General features: G+C 71.8%; 20 protein-coding genes. 14 read left to right on the top strand and 6 right to left on the bottom strand.

Annotated elements, in window-relative coordinates; all coding sequences use genetic code 11:
* Positions 1–214: 214 nt before the first annotated feature.
* A complete protein-coding gene (locus ACGFIW_RS08300; protein WP_393312758.1) occupies positions 215–1,192 on the top strand; it encodes a phosphotransferase family protein in 978 nt (325 codons plus the stop codon).
* 271 nt (positions 1,193–1,463) lie between these two features.
* Here the strand turns inward: ACGFIW_RS08300 and ACGFIW_RS08295 are convergent, their stop codons facing one another.
* Together ACGFIW_RS08295 and ACGFIW_RS08290 are read right to left on the bottom strand one after the other, a co-directional pair.
* Positions 1,464–2,714, bottom strand: coding sequence for a DUF222 domain-containing protein (locus ACGFIW_RS08295; RefSeq protein WP_393311958.1), 1,251 nt, complete (start codon positions 2,712–2,714; stop codon positions 1,464–1,466).
* 291 nt (positions 2,715–3,005) lie between these two features.
* The gene (locus tag ACGFIW_RS08290; protein WP_393311956.1) at positions 3,006–3,485 is read right to left on the bottom strand and encodes a winged helix-turn-helix transcriptional regulator; all 480 of its coding nucleotides are present in this window, start codon (positions 3,483–3,485) and stop codon (positions 3,006–3,008) included.
* Positions 3,486–3,628: 143 nt separating this feature from the next.
* On the opposite strand from ACGFIW_RS08290, the gene ACGFIW_RS08285 reads away from it, so the two are divergent.
* Positions 3,629–5,191, top strand: coding sequence for an MFS transporter (locus ACGFIW_RS08285; protein WP_393311954.1), 1,563 nt, complete (start codon positions 3,629–3,631; stop codon positions 5,189–5,191).
* On the opposite strand, the gene ACGFIW_RS08280 is transcribed toward ACGFIW_RS08285, so the two are convergent.
* A complete protein-coding gene (locus ACGFIW_RS08280) occupies positions 5,188–6,054 on the bottom strand; it encodes an oxidoreductase (RefSeq protein ID WP_393311952.1) in 867 nt (288 codons plus the stop codon). The genes ACGFIW_RS08285 and ACGFIW_RS08280 overlap by 4 nt on opposite strands.
* Before the next feature lie 132 nt (positions 6,055–6,186).
* On the opposite strand from ACGFIW_RS08280, the gene ACGFIW_RS08275 reads away from it, so the two are divergent.
* The 4 genes from ACGFIW_RS08275 to ACGFIW_RS08260 all read left to right on the top strand — a co-directional run bounded on the left by ACGFIW_RS08275 (position 6,187) and on the right by ACGFIW_RS08260 (position 9,330).
* Positions 6,187–7,068 carry a helix-turn-helix transcriptional regulator gene (locus ACGFIW_RS08275; RefSeq protein ID WP_393311950.1) on the top strand — a complete coding sequence of 294 codons (882 nt, stop codon included), beginning with the start codon at positions 6,187–6,189 and terminating at the stop codon, positions 7,066–7,068.
* Positions 7,069–7,179: 111 nt separating this feature from the next.
* On the top strand, positions 7,180–7,722 hold the full coding sequence (locus tag ACGFIW_RS08270; protein ID WP_393311948.1) for a TetR/AcrR family transcriptional regulator: 543 nt from the start codon (positions 7,180–7,182) through the stop codon (positions 7,720–7,722).
* 89 nt (positions 7,723–7,811) lie between these two features.
* Positions 7,812–8,843, top strand: coding sequence for a medium chain dehydrogenase/reductase family protein (locus ACGFIW_RS08265; protein ID WP_393311946.1), 1,032 nt, complete (start codon positions 7,812–7,814; stop codon positions 8,841–8,843).
* Between the two features lie 313 nt (positions 8,844–9,156).
* Positions 9,157–9,330 (top strand): hypothetical protein, encoded by a 174-nt coding sequence (locus tag ACGFIW_RS08260; RefSeq protein WP_393311944.1) that lies wholly within the window; start codon positions 9,157–9,159, stop codon positions 9,328–9,330.
* Between the two features lie 178 nt (positions 9,331–9,508).
* On the opposite strand, the gene ACGFIW_RS08255 is transcribed toward ACGFIW_RS08260, so the two are convergent.
* The gene (locus ACGFIW_RS08255; protein ID WP_393311942.1) at positions 9,509–10,552 is read right to left on the bottom strand and encodes an ice-binding family protein; all 1,044 of its coding nucleotides are present in this window, start codon (positions 10,550–10,552) and stop codon (positions 9,509–9,511) included.
* Between the two features lie 270 nt (positions 10,553–10,822).
* Between ACGFIW_RS08255 and ACGFIW_RS08250 the strand changes: the two genes are divergently transcribed.
* Positions 10,823–12,034: a PP2C family protein-serine/threonine phosphatase gene (locus ACGFIW_RS08250; RefSeq protein WP_393311940.1), complete on the top strand. Its 1,212-nt coding sequence runs from the start codon at positions 10,823–10,825 to the stop codon at positions 12,032–12,034.
* A 69-nt stretch (positions 12,035–12,103) separates the two neighbouring features.
* On the top strand, positions 12,104–13,171 hold the full coding sequence (locus ACGFIW_RS08245; RefSeq protein ID WP_393311938.1) for a DUF2855 family protein: 1,068 nt from the start codon (positions 12,104–12,106) through the stop codon (positions 13,169–13,171).
* 30 nt (positions 13,172–13,201) lie between these two features.
* Here the strand turns inward: ACGFIW_RS08245 and ACGFIW_RS08240 are convergent, their stop codons facing one another.
* Both ACGFIW_RS08240 and ACGFIW_RS08235 read right to left on the bottom strand, forming a co-directional pair.
* A complete protein-coding gene (locus ACGFIW_RS08240; protein ID WP_393311936.1) occupies positions 13,202–14,014 on the bottom strand; it encodes an RNA polymerase sigma factor SigF in 813 nt (270 codons plus the stop codon).
* Between the two features lie 220 nt (positions 14,015–14,234).
* A complete protein-coding gene (locus ACGFIW_RS08235; RefSeq protein ID WP_393311934.1) occupies positions 14,235–14,420 on the bottom strand; it encodes a hypothetical protein in 186 nt (61 codons plus the stop codon).
* A 330-nt stretch (positions 14,421–14,750) separates the two neighbouring features.
* Here ACGFIW_RS08235 and ACGFIW_RS08230 point away from each other — a divergent pair, with 330 nt between their 5' ends.
* The 6 genes from ACGFIW_RS08230 (at position 14,751) to ACGFIW_RS08205 (ending at position 23,005) form a co-directional block, all read left to right on the top strand.
* Positions 14,751–16,640 carry a sigma-70 family RNA polymerase sigma factor gene (locus ACGFIW_RS08230; RefSeq protein WP_393311932.1) on the top strand — a complete coding sequence of 630 codons (1,890 nt, stop codon included), beginning with the start codon at positions 14,751–14,753 and terminating at the stop codon, positions 16,638–16,640.
* 14 nt (positions 16,641–16,654) lie between these two features.
* A complete protein-coding gene (locus ACGFIW_RS08225) occupies positions 16,655–17,311 on the top strand; it encodes a DUF305 domain-containing protein (RefSeq protein ID WP_393311930.1) in 657 nt (218 codons plus the stop codon).
* A 153-nt stretch (positions 17,312–17,464) separates the two neighbouring features.
* Positions 17,465–18,634: an acetyl-CoA carboxylase biotin carboxylase subunit family protein gene (locus ACGFIW_RS08220; protein WP_393311928.1), complete on the top strand. Its 1,170-nt coding sequence runs from the start codon at positions 17,465–17,467 to the stop codon at positions 18,632–18,634.
* Positions 18,631–20,256 (top strand): IucA/IucC family protein, encoded by a 1,626-nt coding sequence (locus tag ACGFIW_RS08215; RefSeq protein ID WP_393311926.1) that lies wholly within the window; start codon positions 18,631–18,633, stop codon positions 20,254–20,256. The genes ACGFIW_RS08220 and ACGFIW_RS08215 overlap by 4 nt, the downstream gene beginning before the upstream one ends.
* Complete coding sequence (locus ACGFIW_RS08210; protein ID WP_393311924.1) at positions 20,253–21,851, top strand: IucA/IucC family protein; 1,599 nt, start codon at positions 20,253–20,255, stop codon at positions 21,849–21,851. The genes ACGFIW_RS08215 and ACGFIW_RS08210 overlap by 4 nt, the downstream gene beginning before the upstream one ends.
* Positions 21,848–23,005 (top strand): alanine racemase, encoded by a 1,158-nt coding sequence (locus ACGFIW_RS08205; RefSeq protein ID WP_393311922.1) that lies wholly within the window; start codon positions 21,848–21,850, stop codon positions 23,003–23,005. Before ACGFIW_RS08210 ends, ACGFIW_RS08205 begins: the two co-directional genes overlap by 4 nt.
* Positions 23,006–23,108 lie beyond the last annotated feature (103 nt).

Here is a 23,108-nt window from a genome sequence, read left to right as displayed (position 1 = left end):
GTTTAGCGCCGTCGGCTCGGAGGCGTCCATGGCATTTCGGCGGGTTTCCGTGCCGCCGATCGATTCGACCTTCGCGGTCTTCGACGAGCAGGACTCCGGGTGCCCGCGCAGCTCCAACAGCTACAGCTCGGTCATGGCGTCCCGCGCAGGTAACTCGATTGCGCGGCGCTGCTTCGCCGGGCAGCATGGCCGGTCGACCTGGCGAGAGGCGACCATGACGCGGACGTTCCTGCGGTCGGATGAGTTACACGACTTGGTGGCGGAGCAGTTCGGCTCCAACAGCCGGCTCACCGGGCTGGACCGGCTGACCGGCGGCAGCAAAAAGGGCGTCTACAGGCTTGGCCTCGACGACCAGACAACCGTGATTTTGTATGTGTGGGCAGCGGGCGAGAATTACTGGCCACCGTCGCCGACGGTCCCGGATGACCCGTTCACCGACGCGTCGGGAGCGGAACTGTTCGCCGCCAACCACGCGGCACTCGCCGCCGCCGGGGTGCGCATACCGCGTCTGATCATGCTCGACCGCGACGGCCGCTACCTCGACGCCGACATCGCGCTCCTTGAAGACGCCGGCGCGCTACGGCTGGAGGCGCTCATGGAACGCGATCCCGCCGCAGCCGCCGCGCCGCTATCTACGCTCGGCGACGCTTTGCGCCGCATGCACACCACCCTCGGTCCGAACTATGGCAAGCTCGCGGCTATCACCCGGGGCGAGGCACCCCAGACTCGACCCACCGAGGACGTCATCGTGGACCGGGCACTCGGCCACCTTGACGTCTCAGCGGCCCGCGATGCGCGGCTGGCTGATGCGCATCACCGGATCGCCGCCCATGTGCATCACCTCCGTGACGGGGTGTCACCACGACAGGCATACGCACTGGTGCACGGTGAGCTTGGACCGGATCACGTACTCGTCACGCCGGCCGGCGAACCAGTCATGATCGACTTCGAGGGTGTGGCCTACTTCGACGTCGAATGGGAGCACGCCTGGCTGCAGATGCGCTTCGGCGAGGCGTACCCGGCGCTGCGTCCGGTCGAACTCGACCCCCACCGGCTGGAGCTCTACCGGTACGCGCAAGTGCTGTCGCTGATCGAGGGTCCGCTGCGCATCGCGGACACCGACTTCCCCGATCGACGATGGATGCTCGACCTGGCGGAGTGGAACATCACCAAGGCACTCGCCGCAATCTGACGCCTCCGCGACCTGGAGGCTCAGCGGAGGCGTGACCACGCTGCCCCAAGGCGCGTCTGAAAGTCCTTCGCACACTATGTCCGCCCAGTTCTAGACATATTTACGACGCAGCGCCCCAGGTCATGGCCATGCGATCGCTTCCAGCTACAGATAAATGGTGGAGCTGTGCCGTGGGACTGCCCGGATCCGCGTGGGACTGCCCGGATCCGCGTGGGACTGCGCCTGGATCCGGCTGCACGGCGACAGGGCGCCCGGCGCCGGCAGGTCGTTTCTACGTTCGTCGGTGGTAGTGGTTGCGGCGGGGAACCTGTGTGGGGTCGAGCCAGGCGGGTGGGATGAATTCGGGGTGGCCGTCGCGGCCGAGTTGCACGGTCCAGTCGTTGTGGTGGAGGTGTCGGTGGTGGTGGCCGCAGAGGAGGACGGCGTTGGTGAGGGTGGTGGTGCCGCCATTGGCCCAGTGGTGGATGTGGTGGGCGTCGCACCAGCGTGGTGGGCGGTCGCAGCCGGGGAAGGCGCAGCCGCGGTCGCGTAGGACGAGGGCGCGTCGCAGGGGGCCGGTGATGAGGCGGCGTTGTCGGCCGAGGTCGAGTGGTTGGCCGGTGCTGTTGAGGACGGCGGGGATGATGGTGGCGTCGCAGGCGAGTCGGCGCACGGTTTCCGGGGTGAGGTGGAAGCCGGTGTCGAGTGCGCCGGCACCCAACTGACGGGTCAGCTCGTCGTAGGTGGTGGTGACGACGATTTGGGCGGGGTCGCCGCCGTGTGCGGGCAGGTCGCCGGTGCGCAGGGCGAGGCGGCACACGTCGCCGAGGGCGTCGTGGCGGCGTTGCCCGGGGGAACGCTGGTCATCGGGGCCCGAGGGTGCGGTCAGTGGGTCGATGGCAGCGCGGAGGAGGCCTGCGGTTTCGGTGTCGAGGGTGCCGGTGAGTCGTAGGCGGCCGTCGGTGAGGGTGGAGAGGGTGAGGTGGCGGTCGCGGGTGGTGCGGCGGGCTTCGGCTTCGAGGGCGGCTTGGGTGGCGGCGTCGGCGATGTCGGGTGCGACGTGGTCGAGGATGCGGGTGCCGAGTTTGCGTAGGAGGGTGGGGTCGAACTGCCCGGCCCACTCAACCAAAACGCCGACGGCCTTGTCTGCTGCTTCCGTGCCGGCGGTGGTGTGCACGGTGGCGACGGTGTCGCCGATGACCCGGGCCTGGTCTGCTGTGATGTCCCCGTTTGCCAGAGCGGCTCGTATCCCGGGGTTGCCGGTGTCCAGAGCGGCGGCGAGGTCGACCAGCCGACGAGCGGCGGGAACGGTGAGGCGGAGCCGCTCGCGCAGCCACACCGCCGTGCTGGACGCGCCCTGCGTCACGGCCGTGCCACGACCGTCGATCTCGCGGACCAAGGCGAGTTTGACGGCGGCGAGGCGTTGCTCCAGGCGGTGCGCGGCGTCGAGCGCCGCGATCAGCTCATCTTCGGTGAGGGCCCAGGTGGCATCGTCAACGCAGGCGGCGACCGCGTCGCCTGCCTGCGCCAACTCCTCGACCATGACCAGACAATAGAACAGACGTACGACACTTCTCAGTGACCAAGATCGATTTTCCCCGGCGCTCGGCTGGCGCGGTCAGGGCCGCATGGGGACCGGCCCGCATGCCATTTCGCGAGGTGTCGAGCGTGGCCCGGCGGCCCGCATGTCGGGTCAGGGATCGAGGGCGGCTCGCATCCCCGACCGCGTCAGATCGAGCCCGCCCGGCACCCCCGGTCGCCAAGCAAGTAGGCCACACCCGGACTCGGCCTGGCCCGCCGGTCTTGGTCCAGATCGGGTCGTGTGCCTCGGTCGTCAGCCGCGCCGGATGAGGCCTGGTCCGGCGGCGATGTCGATGTCGCCGTCCGCTATTTCGTGGCCGGCGGCGCAGCGGAGGACCGCACGGACCGGTTGGCCGCAGTCGCGGTGGGTGGCGACGACGGACGGGCCGGCGTCGTCGGCGGCCCAGGTGTCGCCCCAGTTGCGCAGGGCGGTGATGACGGGCAGGAGTTCGCGGCCCTTGCGGGTGAGCTGGTATTCGTGACGGGTGCGTTGCCCCGGTTCGCGGTAGGGGATTCGTTGGAGCAGGTCGGCGGCGACCATTTCCTTGAGTCGGGCGGCCATGGCGGGTTCGCCGACGCCGACCCGGCGGACGAAGTCGTCGAAGCGGCGCGTGCCGAGCAGTGCCTCGCGCATGATCAGGACCGTCGACCTGCTGCCCACGATGTCCATCGCCCGGGCCACCGAGCAGTTCTCACTCGACCAGGAGTCGCGGTCGTTCCGTAGGTCCTCCATGTGGCCAAGCTTACCTGACTTGTGTCGAGGCTAGTCAGGTGCTTCACTGGGGCACTGCTGACTTCAGCATGAGAAAGTCAGCCCGACCAGTCCGAGCCAGCCCGGCCCGTCCGAGGAAGCCCGACCAGTCCCGAGGAAGCCCAGTGACCAGCAGCACTACGGCACCGACCGCACCCGCACCGACCGCACCCGCACCGACCACCACCGCCCGTTTGTTTGCCCGCGGCTCCCGCCCGGTGACCCTGATCGCCATGTGCCTGGGCGCGATGATCACGTTCCTTCAGATCACCGCGACGGTCTCCGCTCTGACCACGATCCAGCAGGACCTGCGGGTCGACCCGACCACCCTGATCTGGGTGCCGAGCGCCTACACCCTGATGGTGGCGAGCGTGGTGCTGTCCGCCGCCACGCTGGGCAGCCGCTACGGGCGCAAGCGCATGTTCGGTGCCGGAGTCGTCGCGATGATCGTTGGCGCCGCTGTGGTGGCCGGGGCCCCGACCGTGGCCTGGGTGGTCGTCGGGCAGTTGGTCGCCGGCCTCGGCGGGGCCCTGATCCTGCCGAACAGCCTGGCGATCCTCGGTGCGACCTTCACCGACCCGCACCGACGTACCGAGGTCATCACCGTATGGTCGGCGGCCTCCGGCATCGGCCTCGCGGTCGGTCCGCTCATCGCCGGCGCGCTGCTGCGGCACCACCCGTGGCACAGCGTCTACCTGTCGACGATCGTGCTCGGCGTGATCACCCTTGTCGTGGCCGCCATCGGGGTGGCCGAGTCCAGACCGAGTGCCGCCCGACTCGACGTACCCGGCCTGCTGCTGGGCACCGTGGCCATCGCCGCCGCCGTCTACGCGATGATCCAGGGCGGCAGGGACGGCTACGCCAGCCCGGTGGTGCTGGCGGCCTGGATCGCCGCGCTTGTCGCGCTTGTCGGGTTCGTGCTTGTCGAGCGGCGGGCCAGCGCGCCCATGCTCGACGTACGGCTGTTCCGGTCCATGTCGTTCAGCGCCGTCACGGTCGTTGCCGCGGTGTCACTGTTCGGCTTCACCGGTGTGGCGATCCTGCTGGTCCTCTTCCACGAACGTGCCCAGGCACTCAGCCCGCTGGACACCGGCTGGCGAATGCTCGTGCTCTTCGGCGCCTACGTGCTCGTCGCCTTCGGTGCCGGGCGAGTGATCCGTCGTACCGGCTTCAAGGCGCCGATCGCCCTCGGCCTGGTCCTCGGTGCGGTGGCCAGTTTCGGTCTGGCGACCCAGGGGCCGACCGCGTCGTTCGGTCACCGCTGGGCGCTGTTCGCGCTGTTCGGTGCCGCCAGCGGTCTGGTGGTGGCACCGGCGACGGCCGCGGCGTTGGCCAGCGTCGCGCCCGCTCAGGCCGGCATGGCCGCCGGAGCGGTAAACGCCGCCCGCCAGGTCGGCTCGGTGCTCGGCTCGTCCCTGCTGGGCACGCTTCTGACCACCACGATGGTGGCCGACCTGCCTGACCGGCTGGCCGCGCACCAGGTCGGCGAACCCACCCGGACCGCCGTGCGGGCGGCGGTGGCCGCCGGTGCCACCGGCGACCAACCACTGCCCGATCCGGTACGCGCGGCGCTGGCCGAGGCTCTGACCGCCGGCGTCCAGGCCGGGTTGCGCGTCAACGGCATCGTCTTCCTCGTCACCGCCGTGCTCACGCTCGTGCTTGTCCGCAACCGACCGCATCAGCACTAGGAACCGATGGCGTCCAACTCCTCGATCGCGTCGGCCGGCAGCTTGAGGTCGGCCGCCGCGAGGTTCTCCCGCAGGTGCGCCAGCGTCGAGGTGCCGGGGATCAGCACTGTGGTGGGGGACCGTTGCAGGAGCCAGGCGAGGGCGACCTGCTGTGACGAGGCGCCCAGCCGGGCGGCCACGTCGTTGAGTGTGTCGGACTGCAACGGCGTGAACCCACCGAGTGGAAAGAACGCGGCGAACGCGATGTTCTCCGCCGCGCACCTGTCCACCAGGGCGTCGTCCTGCCGGTTGGCGAGGTTGTAGAGGTTCTGGACGGTGACCACCGGGGCGATGGCCTGGGCCTCGGTGAGTTGGTCGAGGGTGACGTTGCTGAGCCCGAGGTGCCGGATCAGCCCCTCCTGCCGCAGCTCGGCGAGGGCACCGAACTGCTCGGAGAGGGGATCGTCGCCGGTGCCCTCCGCCACACCGACCCGCAGGTTGACCACGTCGAGGACGTCCAGGCCGAGGTGCTTGAGGTTGTCCCGGACCTGGGCCTTCAGTTCGTCCGGCTCCAGCGCCGGGATCCAGGAGCGGTCGGCGCCGCGTCGCGCGCCGACCTTGGTGACCAGGTGCAGATCCTCGGGGTACGGGTGCAGAGCCTCGCGGATCAGCTCGTTGACCACCACCGGGCCGTAGAAGTCGCTTGTGTCGATGTGTCGGACACCGAGGTCGACGGCCTCGCGGAGCACGGCGAGCGCCTGCTCGCGGTCGCGGGGTGGGCCGAAGACGCCGGGGCCGGCCAACTGCATCGCCCCGTAGCCCATTCGGCTCAGGGTGAGGCCGTCGGCGGGGGTCACGGTTCCGCCGGGAAGGTTCTCGCGCATGTCGTCCTCTGTCCGTCATCGGAGTGGATATGCGTCGACTGTGCGTCGGCAGCCGGGCGGCCGGCAGGGCGAGCTGTTCCTGGTAGTGACACGGCCAGTCACCGGGCCGCCCGGCGATCTACCGTCGGTGGCATGGACGCGACGAACCCGCTCGGCGACTTCCTGCGTGCCCGCCGGGAGCAGACCCGGCCCGAGGACGTCGGGCTCGGCCCCGGCGTGGGCCTGCGCCGGGTGCCGGGGCTGCGGCGTGAGGAGGTGGCGATGCTTGCCGGCATCAGCGCCGACTACTACCTGCGGTTGGAGCAGGGTCGCGAACGGCATCCCTCGGTGCAGGTCCTCGATGCCCTCGCCGGGGTGCTCCGGTTGGATCCGGAGGCGACCGCGTACCTGATCGGGCTGAGCCGCGCGCGGTCGCGCCGGGCGGTCCGACCGGCCGCGGAGCGGGTGCCGGCAAGCATCCTGCACCTGCTGCGGGAGCTCGACATGCCGGCCTTCGTGCAGAACCGCTACCTCGACATCCTGGCCTCGAACCCGATGGCGAGGGCACTGTCGCCGAACCTCGCGCCGGGTGCCAACCGGCTCCGCGCGGTGTTTCTGGACCCGGCCGAGCGGGAGTTGTTCCGCGACTGGCGGCAGGCGATGCAGAGCGTGGTGGGGCAGATGCGCGCCGACTCGGGCGGTGCCACCGACGACCCCCGGTTGACGGCGCTGGTGGGGGAGTTGTCCCTCAAGAGCGACTGCTTCCGCCAGTTGTGGGCGCGCCACGAGGTGCGTCGACGGGAGGGTGTGGTCAGCCGGCTGCGCCATCCGGAGGTGGGTGACCTCGACCTGTACTGCGACAAGCTCGCCGTTGCCGGCGCCGACGGGCAGCTTCTGGTGATCTACCACGCCGAGCCCGGTACGGAGTCCGCGCGCTCACTGGCGCTGCTCGGCTCGATCGCCGCCAGCACCCGGGACGACATCCCGGACAGCCTGCGGCCCGGTGACCCGGCCCGGCTCTACCCCCTGGAGTGAACGGCCCCCTGGAGTGAGCGGCCCCCTGGAGTGAGTGACAGTCGGGTACCCCTGCGGATTCGACAGGCGCTCGGTTTGACGACACTTGTTTGTGAGTGCACACTTACAAACATGCGATCGACTGCCGAGGCCCGCCGGGTCACCGTTCTGAACGCCGCCGTGTCGGCGTTCGCCCGCACCGGCTTCCACGCCACCCCGGTCACCGCCGTGGCCGCCGCCGCGGGCATCTCCGAGGCGTACGTCTTCCGGCTCTTCGCCGGCAAGCTCGGGCTGTTCGTGGCGGCTGCCGACGCGTGTTTCGAGCGGATCGCCGCGGCGATCGAGGCCGGGGCCGAGCGTGCCGCCGGTGGCAGCGCGGAGGAGATCCTCGACGCGATGGGCGGTGCCTACGCGGAGTTGATCGCCGATCGTGATCTGCTCCTCTTCCAGGTGCAGGCGCAGGCGGTCACGGACATTCCCGAGGTCGCCCAGGTGGTGCGGGCCGGCTACCGGCGGGTCGCGACCTTCGTGCAGGACCGGTCCGGCGCCAGCGACGCGCAGGTGCAGCAGTTCTTCGCGTACGGCCAGCTCTGCCACCTGATCGTCACCGCCGGCCTGGATCAGGTCCCCGAGCCGTGGGCCCGCGCACTGACCGCAGGCATCCGCCACCCCTGACACCCGGCCACCGGCCCTGAAGCCGCGACCGTGGCCCGCTCGTATCTCGATATGTGTGTGAGTGCACACTTACAAACTAGGAGGATCCCATGACCACCGAAGCGATGATCACCGAAGTGGTGCTGCCCGGCGTGGTGGAGCCCGACGGACTCCAACTGCACCGACGTGCCATGCCCACCCCGGCCCCGGGGCAGGCGCTCGTCCAGGTCGAGGCCACCGGCATCTCGTTCGCCGAGCAGCAGATGCGCCACGCCCTCTATCCCGGCCAGCCGAAGTTCCCGTTCGTGCCCGGCTACGACCTCGTCGGCACGGTCCGGGCGGTCGGCCCCGGCGGTGGCGACTCGCTTGTGGGCACCCGGGTGGCGGCGGTCACCAAGACCGGCGCCTGGGCCACGCACGCGCTCGTCGACATCGACGCACTGACCCCCGTACCCGTGGATCTGGACCCGGCCGCTGCCGAGACCGTCGTCGTCAACGGCGTGACGGCGTGGCAGATGTTGCAGAGTGCCCGCCTGCGGGCCGGGCAGACCATCCTCGTGCACGGCGCGAACGGCGGCGTCGGGAGCGTACTCGTCCAACTCGGACGCCACCTCGGCCTGCGGGTCATCGGCACCGCGGCGGAACGGCACCACGCCGGGTTGCGCGACCTCGGCGTCGAACCGCTGGACTACCGTGCCCCGGACCTGGCCGCTCGCGTCCGCGAGCTGTCGCCGGGCGGCGTCGACGCCGTCTTCGACCCGGTCGGCGGCCCGGGTGTCCGCACCTCGTATGGCCTGCTCGCCCGTGGCGGCACGCTCGTCGTCTACGGCAACGCCGCCGCCGTGGGCACCGGCCAGTCCGTCGTGTGGGTCTTCGTGAAGCTGCTGGCCCGCCTCTACACCTGGAACGCGCTGCCGAACGGCCACCGGGCCGGCTTCTACAACTTCTGGGCCGGTCAGCTCACCCGCCGTACCGCCTTCCGGCGTCGACTGCGCACCGACCTGGGCATCGTGCTCGACCTGCTGCGGCAAGGGGTGATCGTGCCGCAGATCGCCGCCCGCTACCCGCTCAGCGAGGTCTCCACCGCGCTGGTGTTCGCCGAGACGCGCAGCCGGGCAGGCAAGGTGGTGCTGGAGCCCTGACCTGCGGATCCAGTCCGCCGGGCGGCCGTTCCGGCCGGCCCGGTGGCTGGTGCGTGTGCGCCCGCGCACCGCGAGGCGTACGGTGGACCTGTCGCCCGGGTTCCCGGTGGCCGCCAGACGCCGTCGCCACCAGCCCAGTCAGGGGCGTAACCGATCCCCATCCCCATCGCCGCGACGGCCTGTCGTGTTGTTGATCGCCGGCCACGTCCCGGCTGTCGGGTTCGCTGGTCATCGCAGCCCGGCCGGCCGGTGGGCCGACTCACCGCCGTCCGTGCGAATGATCGTTTGAACACCTCAACCAGGGGAGCACCAGATGAGGATCGCCAGGGACAGGATCGTCACCGCACTTCGCGACCGGGGCCAGCAGGCCCGGGCCGACTGGGTCGAGCGTGAGCTGCCGGAGCGCGTGGACCCGGCGAAGCACTCCGGGTTGCTCGCCACCCTGCACCTCAATGCGGCTGACCTCGCCGACGCGTCCTCCCCCTGAGGGTTGCCCTGCTCGGACCGGTCGCCTGGCGTACGCCGCCGCACCACCACGGCCCGGGGGAGCAGGTGACCCTGCGCGCCGCGATGGTGGAGTCCGCACCGCAGGGCGTCCGGGACGGCTGACCGGTGGTGGTGCTGCCCCGGCGACCGGTTGGTTTCCGGTCGCCGGGGCACCTCGGTCAGGAGTCGGTCGTCCGACGCCGGTAGAGGAGCAGCAGGGCCGCGCCGCTGGCGACGGCGACGCCGCCGACCCCGGTCAGCACGGGCACCAGAGCACTCCCGCCGCTGCCGCCGGTGACGGGCAGCTTCGTGCGGGTGGGCGTTGCGGTGGGCTGCCCGGTCGGCTGGCCGGTGGGCGTGCCCGTGGGCTGGCCGGTCGGCGTCCCGGTGGGGGTGCCCGTGGGTGTCCCGGTAGGCGTCCCGGTCGGTGTGCCCGTCGGTGTGCCGGTGGGCTGGCCGGTCGGGGTCTGGGTGGGCGTACCCGTCGGCTGGAGGCAGACGGGGGCGTTGATGGTGTTGGTGTCCAGGGTGACCGCCCCGGTCTGGGCCAGGGCGCGGCCCTGGAGGGTGGCGCCGGTGTTCATGGTGATCGAGGTCTGGGCCAGGATGTTGCCCATGAACCGGGTGCCCGTGTCGAGCGTGGCCGAGCTGCCCACCTGCCAGTAGACGTTGCAGGGCGAGGACCCGTTGATGAACACCACGCTGCTGTTGGGCGCGGTGATGAGCGTCGAGGCGATCTGGAAGATGAACACCGCCGCCGGGTCACCCTGACTGTCGAGCGTCAGGGTGCCGGTCAGCTGCGCGGCCCCGATCCGGTAGACCCCGGGCAACAGCGTGGTGCCGCCCAGTTCGGCCGGAAGGTTGGTGAACGGGGTTCGGCCTGCGGCGTCGTTGTAGGCGGTGGTCAGGTCGTTCTTGGCCTGCAGTGCCACGGCGTCACCGAGGTGGGTTTCACCGCCGACGATGCCGGGCGGGAAGCCGGGCGCGGTGTTACCGGGGCTGACGCCGAGGCTCTGGGCGAGGAAGGTTGGCCCGGTGTTGGTGACCGTGGAGCCGGCCAGCACGGAGAAGTTCGCCGCCGTACCGAGGTCGACAGGTGCCTCGGCGGCGCTCGCGCCGGTGCCGCTGAAGATCAGTACGGCGACGGCTGTGCCGCTGGCGGCAACGGCCGCCAGTGCGGACATCGCCGCGCGTCGTCGATGGCTGAGTAGTTTGGTTGTCACGACGTGCCCTTTCGCGAAGGCATCTCACCAGACGCCGGTTGTGCAGCGGTCGGAAACCACACCGCACCACGGGATTGCTCAATCGGACTTTTGCACACCTAATACTCAATAGTTGCGAAATGCCTGAGATGGGTGGGACGGCTGGGACGAAAGAGCAGCCGACCGGCCGGGCACGGGTGATCGGCAGGCGAGGAAGGCAACAGGACGCGGTAGCCTCACCGCTCGCACTGCTGTGGTCGTACGGTTCGGGGAGACAGGGGGAGGTGGAGCGTGGGCGACGTCGGTGAGATGGTGCGGTGGCTACAGCTCAACGCACCCCGGGGTGGCCCGGACGAGCTGTCCCAGCTCGTCGCCCGGGCGGCTCCCGCCATCGACGCCACCGAGATCGTGATCTACCTGGCCGACTACACGCAGTCCCTGCTGGTGCCGCTGCTCGGTGCGGGTCTCGTCCGGGACGAGCTGTCGATCGAGACGACCCTCGCTGGTCGGGCCTTCACCGGCCTCGACATCCAGCGCGCGCCCGACAACCCGGATCGGGTCTGGGTGCCACTGCTGCTCGGGTGCGAACGGATGGGCGTGCTGGAGATCGTCTCGCCGCTGGCCGCCGACGCGGCCATGGACGGGCCGGCCTGGGAGGCAGCGGTCACCATCGCCCAGATCCTGGTCAACCGCCGACTCTACGGTGACGTGGTCGAGCGGATGCGGCGGCGTCTTCCGATGCAGGTCGCGGCCGAGATCGTGTGGGGCCTGCTCCCGCCGCTGACCTTCGCCACCGACGACCTGGTGGTCACCGCCATCCTCGAACCCTGTTACGACGTCGGCGGCGACATCTTCGACTACGCGCTGAACGACGACGTGCTCAGTGTCGGGCTCTTCGACACCTGTGGACACGGCATCAAGGCGAGCACCCTGGCCTCGCTGGTGGTCAGCGCGTACCGCAACGCACGCCGGTGTGGCCTCGACCTGGTCGACACGGCGATCAGCATCGACAGGTGGGTGCGCTCCGAGCACCCGAACTTCTTCGCCACCGGGCTGCTGATGGAGTTGGACCATCGGACCGGGCGGCTGAGCATGATCAACGCGGGTCACCCCGGTGCGATGCTGCTGCGGGACGGCAAGGCCATTCGGGAGTTGCCGGGGCCGACCGCGCTGCCGCTCGGCCTGGGCCACCTGTCGACCCGCCGCCCCCGGGTGCACGTGGAAGATCTGCACCCGGGCGACCGCATCCTCGCCTACACCGACGGCATCACCGACGCGCGGAACGCGGACGGGGAACAGTTCGGGCTGGACCGGCTCGTCGACTTCGTCAACCGCACCCTCAACGACGGGTTGCCCAGCCCGGAGACGATGCGTCGCCTGGTCCGCGCCGTCGTCGGCTACCAGGACGACAGGCTTGAGGACGACGCGACGGCCCTCTTCGTGGAGTGGCGGCCGCCGCACCTGCCGCTGGCGCACCTCCGCGACCTCGCGGCCCGGACCTGACCCGGCACAGTGGGATTTTGCACTCCCAGTGCACTTGTCCCGGTCTCCGGGGGTGTCTAGCGTCACCTCATGGCCGACTCATGGAGCTTCGCCGTGGCGCGTAACGACCTCGGGCAGACCACTCTCGTCGATGGCACCCCGCCCGCGGTGGCCGACGGCGAGGCGCTGCTGCGGGTGGACCGGGTCGGCCTCACCGCCAACAACGTGACCTACGCGGTGCTCGGGGACGCGATGCGCTACTGGGAGTTCTTCCCGCCGGCGTCGGTCGGCCTCGGGCCACAGTGGGGCCTGCCGCCGCTCTGGGGCTTCGCCGAGGTGGTCACGTCGACGGTCGCGGGCGTCGAGGCGGGGCAGCGGGTCTACGGCTACCTCCCGCCCTCCGGCCACCTGCTGGTGCGGCCGAGCCGGGTCGACGCGTCCGGTTTCCGTGACGCGAGCCCACACCGGGCCGAGTTGCCGTCACCGTACAACGCGTACCGGTCGACCACCGGTGACCCGGCGTACCAGCCCGACCAGGAGGATCTGCTGATCCTGTTCCGGCCGCTGTTCTTCACCTCGTTCATGCTGGCCGACCAGGTCGTCGACAACGACTTCTACGGCGCCGAGGCGCTGCTGCTGTCGTCGGCGTCGAGCAAGACCGCGTACGCCGCAGCGGTCGAGCTGCGCGGTCGCGGGCCGCGCCTGGTCGGGCTCACCTCACCCGGCAACCTGGCCTTCACCCGTTCGCTCGGCTGCTACGACGAGGTCGTCCCGTACGACGACATCGGCGCTCTGGGCGCGGTGCCGACCGTCTACCTCGACCTGTCCGGTGCGCCCGCGACCCGTGCCGCCCTGCGTCGGCACCTCGGCGACCGTCTCGTCCGGGACATCGCGGTCGGGCTCACCAACCAGACTCCGAACGCCGACGCCGCCGAAGAGGTGTTCTTCGCTCCGGTCCAGATGCGCAAGCGCGCCCAGGACTGGGGCCGGGCCGGGCTCGACAAGCGCTTCACCGACGCCTGGCAGCGCTTCACCGCCGTGGTGAGCGGGTGGCTCGACGTCCAGGTCGGTGCCGGGCCGGAGGCTCTCCAACGCGCGTGGCTCGACGTCCTCGGTGGTCGTACGCCGCCGCGGGTGGGTCACGTCGTCCAACTCTGAGCCGTCGAGGTACGGCCGGCGGTGCCAGCCTCAGAACGCGCTGTGGTCGAGGTCGGCGAGGTGGTGCCGCAGCGTCGCCAACGACCGGGTGATCAGTCGGGAGACGTGCATCTGCGAGACGCCGACCCGGTCGGCGATCTGGGCCTGGGTCAGGTTGCCGTAGAAGCGCAGGGTCAGGATCTGACGTTCACGCTCCGGCAGCGTGGCGAGGGCCGGGCCGAGGGCGACGCGGATCTCGACGAGGTCGAACTCGTGGTCGTCGCCGCCGAGGGTGTCCCCGAGCTCCCGACTGCCGTCGGCCCCGGTCGGGAGGGACAGCGACGTGGCCCGGTAGGCGCGGGCGCCCTCCAGCCCCTCCAGGACGGTCTCCTCGGACAGGTCGAGGTACGACGCGATGTCGGCCACGGTCGGCGAGCGACCGAGGGTCTGGGTCAGCGCGCTGTTCGCCGCGCTGATCGACAGGCGCAGCTCCTGGAGGCGGCGGGGCACGCGCACCGCCCAGGTGCGATCCCGGAAGTATCGCTTGATCTCGCCGATGATCGTGGGAATGGCGTACCCGCTGAAGTCGACGCCCCGGCCGTGGTCGAAGTTGTCCACGGCCTTGATGAGCCCGACCGAGGCGGTCTGGGCCAGATCCTCGTCGGGTGCGCCACGTCCGGAGTAGCGGCGGGCCAGGTGCCGGGCGAGCGGCAGCCACGCCTCGATGGCGCGGGCCCGCAGGGCTGGGCGGCGTGGGTCGTTCGCGTCGGTCGCCGCCAGGGCGACCAGGAGGTCGTCGGGGCTCTGGTCGCTGCTCTGCTGCTCGACGCGGGTGCTGGTGGCGGTGCCGACGATGCTGGCCATGGGGATGGTCCTTCCCAAACCTGCCCGTCGATCGGATCGACCGGAAGATCTCCGAACCGGCCTGCCGCCGGAGCGCACATACGGGCGAAGGTGCGCTGTCGCAAGGCCACGATCACGGGCCTCGCCACCGCGTCATGTCGTTCAATTGATGACCCGGACCCTACCCGAAAGGCTTATTAATTACTAGCCAAAAGTATGAGTGGGCGGGAGCCTTGCCGGATCAGCCGCGCCGGTTGCTGTCGTCGGCAGCGGCCGGGCTCTGTGGGACCGGCTGCACCGCGAACGGGTGGCGCAGCCGGCGCATGGCCTCCTCGCTGCCGTCGAAGGTCGTCACCGACCCGTCGGATCCGTCGGCCGTCGACGTGGCGAGGAACAGGGCAGGTCGAGCGTTGTCGTTCGATGTCATGCAGGATCCTGTCTTCGGTGGAGGAGAGTGTCCGGGCCACGGCACTCGCGCCGTGCGACCCCGGGGCCGTGCGACCTCGGGGCGGTGTGGCGCGCACAGGGGCGCCCGATCAGGGTGTCTCGTGCACGGGCGAACACCCGGCGACACCGACACCCCGCACCATACCCGCCGTCGTCCACCCGTACGCGCCGCCGACGCCCCCGGTCGCGGCGGACCCGTCGGTTGCCGAGATTTCGGTAATCCCACCCACCGGTGCCAGTCTCCGAACGTGAGGGCGGTCAGCGCACACCGGGCGGGACCACGCGGATCAGCACACGAGGAGTGAGACCCATGTCGTCAGCCGGTCGAGCACTGCCCGATGTCGGGTTGGTCGTCGCGGCCCGACAGGGCGACCGGCGCGCCCTCGACGACGTCGCCGCGGCCTCGCTCCCGCTCGTCTACAACATCGTCGGGCGTGCGCTGCGCGGTCACGCCGACGTCGACGACGTCGTCCAGGAGACGTTGATACGGGTGATCCGGCATCTGCCCGCGCTCAACGATCCGGCAGCGTACCGGTCCTGGCTGGTGGCGATCACCATCCGCCAGGTGCGCGACTGGGAACAGCGCCGACGCGTCGCCCTCAACCGCGACGCCGGGCTCGACGCGATCCACAACGTGCCCGACCCCGCCTCCGACTTCGCCGGCATGACCATTCTCCGGCTCGGCCTCACGGGGCAGCGACGCGAGGTTGCCGAGGCGACCCGCTGGCTCGACCCGGACGACCAGGAGTTGCTGTCGCTGTGGTGGCTGGAGGAGACCGGCGAGATCACCCGGGACGAGGTCGCCGACGCGCTCGGCCTGTCTCCCGGGCACGTCGCGGTGCGCATCCACCGGATGAAGGAGCAGATCCAGAGCGCCCGCGGCGTCGTCCGCGCGCTGGGCGCCCGCCCCGGTTGCCCGGATCTTCGTGCCGTGGCCGCCGGGTGGGACGGCACTCCCCGCCCGCTGTGGCGCAAGAGGCTGGCCCGACACGTCCGGGACTGCGCGTTCTGTGGACGACTGGGCTCCACCCTCCTGCCGATCGACCGGCTGCTCGCCGGACTGCCGATGCTGCCGTTGCCGGCGGGTCTGAGCGCCCACTTCCCGGGCGCGGCGGCGTCTCCGGTCGGCGCGGAGGCTGTCGGGTACCAATCCGCGGGCACGCCGGCCGGGCACGCCGCCGGGCAGACCCCGGCCGGCGGTGTGCCCACCGACGCGGGCGGCGGCCCGAGCGCCGTCGACCTCGCGGTGCACCGGCCACGTGGCCTGCTGCCCTCCCTCGCCGCCGGTGTGGCCGCGGCCGTTGCCGCCATCACCCTGGCGGTGGTGATCCAGCCGGAGGATCCGGTGGCGCCCTCGTGGGCTGCCCCGCCGTCCGCGGGGCCCACCGCCGTCGCCTCGCCGAGCGGTGCGCCGACGCCGAGCGCACGCCCCTCGTCGAAGGCTCCGGTCGCCCCGGCGGTCAGTTCCGCCCGCAAGGGCGTCGGGGTGTGGGACTTCGCAGGGGCCAGTCAGGCGCTGGCGAACTCGAAGGCCGGCTGGTACTACACCTGGGGCACCCAGCACCCGGGGATCAGCACTCCGCGGGGTGTGACGTTCGTGCCCATGATCCGCGGCGCCGAGAACGTCACCGCCACGGAGTTGGCCCGAGCCAGGGCGGCGGGGCCGGATCTGCTCACCTTCAACGAACCGGACCTGCCCGAGCAGGCCGACATGAGCGTCGAGCAGGCGCTGGACCTGTGGCCGCGACTGATGGCGACGGGCAGCAGGCTGGGCAGCCCGGCGGTCGCCTGGGGTGCGCCGGATCCGCAGGGTTGGCTGGACCGGTTCATGACCGGCGCGCAGGCCCGCGGCCACCGGGTGGACTTCGTCACCCTGCACTGGTTCGGTGCCGACTTCACGAGCGCCACCGCCGTCGACCAACTCCGGCAGTATCTGCAGGCTGTCTACCAGCGCTACCGGAAACCGATCTGGCTGACCGAGTTCGCACTGATCCGTTTCGACGGTGGCCGTCAACAGTTCCCGAGCCAGGAGCAGCAGGCGGCCTTCCTCACCGCGGCAACCGCCATGCTCGGTCGACTGCCCTACGTCCAGCGGTACGCCTGGTTCGGCCTGCCCGCGACGGACAAGGACCGCTCCGGGTTGTTCACCAACGGCACCGAGGCGACAGTCGTCGGCCGCGCGTTCCAAGCCGCCCGGTGAGCGGGGGCGGACGAATGGACGAGCGGCAGACCGGCGGCGAACGCCACGGGTTCACCGCCCACGCCTGGCGGATCGTCGGCGTCGCCGTGACCCTGGTCGCGACGGCGCTGGCCGTCGGTCTCACCCAGGGTCGGAGCAGCCCCGACCGGCCGCCCACCGTCCCGTCGGCCGCTCCGGTGACGACCGCGCCCGTGCTGCTCAACGGCACCGATGACGCCTTCCTCCACCTGCTGATCCCGATGAACGAGGGTGTGCTCGCGTTGATCGAGCACCTCGACACCCGGCCGGCAGACGTGGACCCGTCGCTGCGTGCCCTTCTCAGCGAGGTCCGGGAGGCTCATCAGGCGGAGTTGCGGGACCTGCGTGGGCTGCTGGCTGCGGGCAACGTTCCGGAGCTGAACATCCACGAGGGGCACCAGATGCCCGGCATGGTCACCGACGTCAGTCTCGCCGAGGTGCGCGGCGCGCCGGACGCCGAGGTGCCGACCCGGGCGGCTGCTCTGCTCCGAGCGCACCTCGCGCAGACCGTGGTGCTGTGCCGGGGTGAGCAGGCCGCCGGTGGGAGCCCGGAGCTGAAGGCGCTCGCCGGCCGGATCCAGCAGGCGCGCACCACCGAACTGAACACCCTGGACAGTCGGCCCGGCGCGCCCGAGGCAGCGCCGGTCAACTGAGCATGCCGCCCGACGGACCGGCCGATGCGGGCAGCTGACCTGCGGGCCGACATCTCCTCGTCGCGGGCGTTGATCGAGTTGTGGTGCTGATCGAGAACGCCCAATAAGGGTAGGCTACCCTAATAGCGACATCGGGCAGTCGACGGAGGCGGTATGAGGATCTATCTGACCGCGCTCAATCCCACCGATGCCGTCCTGGAAGGGTTCCTTCCGGCGGCGGAGTCGCTGGGGCTGTCGGCCACGGTGCTGACCGACCGGCCCACGGAATGGCCGGCGGACGTGCCGGTGACCCGCTGCGCGGTCCGGGACGCGGCCGCGGTGGTCGCGGCGACGGCGTCGAATCGGCCGGTGGCGCTACTGTCCAACAGCGACCATCTCCAGGAGGCCACCGCGATCGCCGCCCGAAAGCTCGGCCTGCCCGGCAAGGACCCGGACGCCGCGCGTCTCTGCAAGGACAAGGCCGCGGCCCGGCGGGCCATCGCGACTGCCGGCCTGGATCTGGTCCGTACCGTCACCGTCGACCCCGGCACCACGCCGGAGGTTTCGGCCGGGATGTTCCCGGCGGTGGTCAAGCCCCGTGAGGGGGTGGCCAGCGAGGACGCGTACCTGGTGGCCGACCTGCCCGAACTGCTCGCCCGGGTGGCCGAGATCCGCGCCCGGCGGCCGGACGTCGCCCTGGTGGTGGAGGAATACCTCGCCGGAGAGCTGCGGACCTTCGAAACGCTCGGCGACGGCACGACGCTCGCCACCCTCGGCGGGTGGCGCACCGGCCTCGGCCCGCCACCGACCTTCACCGAGGAGAGCCTGGCCTGGTCGCCCCCGGCGGAGAAGGCGAGCACCGAGCTGCGCGCGTGGCTCGACGCCCTCGGGGTCGGCTTCGGTGCCTGCCACACCGAGTACGTCGTCTCCGACGGCCGCGTCCGGCTGATCGAGGTGAACTACCGCCTCATCGGCGACCGGATGGACCTGATCCTCGCCGAGCTGCTCGGCGTGCCGTTGTTCGAGCACGTCATCCGGCTGCACCTCGGCGAGCCGCTGGCCGCCCTGGGCCTGCCCACCTCCGTCGACGGCTACGCCCAGGTCGAGTACGTCTGCGCGGACACCTCGGGCCGGCTCACCGCCGCGCCGGGCCCACTGGACACCGTCGACGGCGAGGTCCGGCTGGGCTGCCGACCGCTGCGTGCGGTGGGCCGCTTCGCCGAGCACACCGGCACGAACCGCGACTACCTCGCCGTGCTGCACGCGATCGGCCCGGACCAGGACAGCGTCCGGCAGTCGTTGGCCGCCTTCCGCGACGACCTGAAGTGGACCATCGTCGAGTGAGCGACGACTGCGAGCGGGAGGTGTTCACCCGGGTTCTCGACGCACTGCTGCGCGAGAATCACCTCGGGCTGCTCAGCAGCGGCCGCCCGGACGGGCCGGACTGGTGGCAGGTGCCGCACCCCGCCGGCCTGCTGCGCATCCGGGTGCGGGTGGACGGCTTCCAGCAGGCCCTGCGCAGCGCAGCGCCGTCGGTGCTGGTGCTGGCCGACGGCGTCACCCACCGGACGGACACCCTGGCCGGGCTGTTGACGTTGCTCGCCCCACGAGACGATGCCGAGGCGGCGGCCGGCTGGCGGGACTTCGACGCCGAGTGCCGCGCCGACCTGCTGGCCCGGCGGCTCGCGGCCCGGCACCGACCACGGGTGTTCGCCGAGGTGGCCGCCGAACGCGCGAGCACCCCGACCGGTCTGCCGGCGGCGCTCCTGGACGACGTGCTCGCCGCCCACCAGGGCCACCCGGTCTACCCCACCGACCGGTGCCGGCACGGTCTCACCGACGACGACCTGCTCCGGTACGCCCCGGAGCACGCCCCACGTCTCACGCTGCGGTGGTACGCCGCACCCGCCCATGACGTCCGGCTCAGCGGTGAGCTGCCGTCCTGGTGGCCGCGCGCGCCGCGACCGGACCACCTGCTGCTGCCGGTGCACCCGATCACCGCCGCCCGCACCGCACTACCGGTGACGGACCGGCCGGTGACCTCCGTGCGGCCCACCCTCTCCATGCGGACGGTGGCGCTCGACCACGACCCGTACCTGCACCTCAAGTTGCCGCTACCGACCGCGAGCCTCGGCGCCCGCAACCGACGCACCCTGCGCCCGGGGTCGCTCGCCGACGGTGCCGCCGTGGCCGAGCTGCTCGACCGGATCGCCGGCACCGAACCCGCCTTCACCGGCCGGATCCGGCACGCCGACGAGAGCACCTGGGCGCACGTCGACGGCGACGAGCGGCGCAGCTTCCTGCTGCGCCGGTTCCCCCGCGACCTGGCCGGGGTCCACGTGGTGCCGGTCGCGGCCCTCGCCGCGGCCGACCCGGTCGCGGGCACCGTCCTGGAACGGATCAGCCCGGAGCGGCCCGTGGCACTGCTGGAGTCCTACCTGGACCTGCTGCTCGACTGGCACGTCTTCCTGTGGCTCCGCCACGGCATCGCCCTGGAGGCGCACCCGCAGAACATCCACCTGCTGGTCCACCCGGACGGCACGGTCGGCCTGCTCTACAAGGACAACGACGGCGCGCGACTCGACGCGCGGCACGGCGGCCCGCGCGGGGTCGCCCTGGACGACGACCGGATGTGGGTACGCGACCCGCAGGAGCTGGCCGACGTGTTCACCACCATCACCCTGCACCTGGCCGCCGCCGCCCCGCTTGTCGCCCTGGCCGCCCGAGGGCTGCCCGTGCCGTCGCCCGCCGAGGCGCTGGCGCCCCGGCTCGCCGCCGCCCGCGACCGGTGGGGCGACGGGCCGGCGGCACGGACCCTCACCGAACGGGTCCTGCACGCCGCCCAGTTGCCGGTCAAGGCGATGATCACCGCCGGCACCCTGCTGCCCAAGCAGCGGCTGGGCTGCGCCGACATCAACAAGTACTACCTGCGTACCGGCCCGAACTACCTCCGGGAGACACGATGACGAGCGTGCGGTTGCGCTCCCGGCCGGTCACCGCCACCGGCCAGCTCGCCGACCTGGCTGCCGCCCACGCCGTCTTCGGCTGCGTCCTCCGCGAACTCGCCCCGCCCGACGCCGCGCCGACAGTGCTCGACGGTGCCGCCCGGGTGCTGCTGCGGCACCAGCGCATCGCGTTGCGCTGCGCCGTCGCGCGGATCTCACCGCTCGGCGCGCACCGCTACAGCGGCCCGGTGCAGCGGATGACCGACACCGGTCACTGGGTAGACCTGGACGCCGACGGGCTTGCCGGTCTGGTCGCGGCGGAGCTCACGGGTCGTACCGACCTGGCCAACGACGAGTTCGCCGAGCAGGTCCGGGCCAGCCGGGACACCGTGGCCCGGTTGTTGGCCGAGCGACCGGCCGAGGATCCCACCCCCACCGGTGAGCCGGCCATCGACGCGTACGTCGACTCCGAGCAGTCGCTCGTCTTCGGCCACCCGCACCACCCGACCCCGAAGTGGCGCAGTGGTGATCCGGACCGGTGGCGGGCGTACGCACCGGAACTGCGCACCTCGTTCCGGCTGCACTGGCTTGCCGTACCAGATGAGCTGGTTGCCGGCGCCGGGCCGTTCGATCCGCTCGTGGCGGCCCTCGACCCGCCGCGGCCTCCCCGCGGGCACCGGGTCCTGCCGGTGCACCCCTGGCAACTGTCGCTGCTCCCGCCGACCCACCCACGGCTGCGTGACCTGGGGGAGGGCGGCGTGCCGGTGCGGCCGACGGCGAGCGTCCGCACCCTCTACGCCCCGGCGGCCGACCTGTTCGTCAAGACCAGCCTGCACGTCCGGATCACCAACTGCCTGCGCAAGAACGCCAGGTACGAACTCACCGGCGCGGTGGCCCTGACCGACCTGCTGGCCCGGGTGCCACTGCCGGACGGGGTCGGTCTGCTCGCCGAGCCCGCCTACCGCACTGTCGACGTCGCCGGCCCGGACGAGGCGTACGGCACGATCCTGCGCGAGGGCCTGCGCCCGCACCTGCGTCCCGGTGACACTCCGGTGCTCGCCGCGGCGCTGGCCGCCACGCCGCTCGTGACACCGGAACCGGTGGCCTGGTGGCGGGCGTACGTCGGGCTGCTGGTGCCGGCGGTGCTGCGCTGCTGGCTCCGCCACGGTGTCGTGCACGAGGCACACCTGCAGAACGTGGTCGTCGTGCTCGATGGCGACCACCGCCCGGTCCGCATGCTGCTGCGCGACCTGGAGGGGGTGAAACTCGACACCGAGCGCTGGGCCACCTGGCCGGACGGCGTTCCGGCGCAGGTCCGCTACGGCCCGTCGGACGCCCGCCGGCGGATCGTCTACTGCCTGTTCGTCAATCACCTCGGCGGCATCTGCGGGGCCCTCGCCGACGCGCGCCCGGGGATCGAACGGCGGCTGTGGCAGGAGCTGCGGGCCGTCATCGAGGCGGTGGCCGCCGACCTCGACGATCCGCCCGAGCTGCGCGCGCTGCTCGACGGCGAGCCGCTGGTGGCCAAGGCGAACCTCCTGGTCCGGTGGCACCGGGACGCGGACCGGGCCGCGCCGTTCGTGCCGGTGCCCAACCCGATGGGCGGGCCACGGTGACGCGACCGGTCTACGTCCACGACCTCGACGCGCTGGCCGCGCACGTCAGCGCCGTCCGGGCGGCGCTGCCCAGCCCGGTCGAGCTGCTGTACGCGGTCAAGGCCAACCCGGATCCCGGTGTGCTGCGGACCCTCGCCCCGGTGGTGGACGGGTTCGAGGCCGCGAGCCGTGGTGAGCTGCACAGACTGGCCGAGGTGTTGCCGGGGCGCGCCCCGGCCGCGTACGCCGGACCGGGCAAGACCGACGCGGACCTCGCCGCCGCCCTCGCCGCGGGGGTGCACCGCATCCACGTCGAATCGCCCGCCGAACTGCGGCGACTCGGCGCGCTGGCCGTCGCCTCGGGCCGGTCGGCCCCGGTGCTGCTGCGGGTCAACCTGCCGGTCGACGCGCCCGGTGCGAGCCTGCTCATGGGTGGCGGGCCCAGCCCGTTCGGCATGGACCCGGCCGACGTCGTCGAGTGTGCCCGCCGCCCGCCCGCCGGCATCGACGTCCGCGGAGTCCACGCCCACCTGGCCAGCGGGCTGGACGCCCCGCTCGCCACCACGGTCGCCGCCGCCGTGGTCCGCTGGGCGGTGGCCGAGGTCGGTGCGGTCGAGGTCGACGTCGGCGGGGGCATGGCCGTCGACTACGCCGACCCGACGGCACGGTTCGACTGGGCCGGCTACGGCCGGGGTCTGGCCGACATCGTCGACGCGCACCCGGCGGTGCGGCTGCGCATCGAGCCGGGCCGGTCGGTCACCGCCTACTGCGGGGCGTACCTCACCGAGGTCATCGACGTGAAGCGCTCCTACGGGGAGTGGTTCGTGGTGGTGGCCGGCGGCACCCACCACCTGCGCACACCTGCGGCGAAGGGGCACCCGCAGCCGTTCACCGTGCACCGGCGGCGCGGGCTCGACGCGGTACGCACCGACGGTGGGCCGGTCACCGTGGTCGGGCAACTCTGCACCCCGAAGGACGTGCTGTCCTTCTCGACCACCGCCGGGCCGATCGGCGTGGGTGACGTGCTGGCCTTCGCCATGGCCGGCGCGTACGCCTGGAACATCAGCCACCGCGACTTCCTGCTGCACGAACCGCCGCTGTTCCGCACCGGTGACCCGCAGAAGGTGGCCGCCGAGTGGGCGGCCCGACCGCTGATCACCGCGGATCGAGGATGACCACGACGCGACCGCTGGACGGCGTCGAGGTCGAAGGGGCCGCCTGCCGGTCGTGGTGCGAAGTCCGTGGCGCCCGCCGACGCGGGTATGCGTCGACGAGCGA

Origin of the sequence: Micromonospora sp. NPDC048935 (assembly GCF_043197875.1) — a bacterium.
Lineage (GTDB): Bacteria > Actinomycetota > Actinomycetes > Mycobacteriales > Micromonosporaceae > Micromonospora.
The sequence above is the reverse complement of the archived record's forward strand: the minus strand, read 5'-3'. Positions and strand labels throughout refer to the sequence as shown.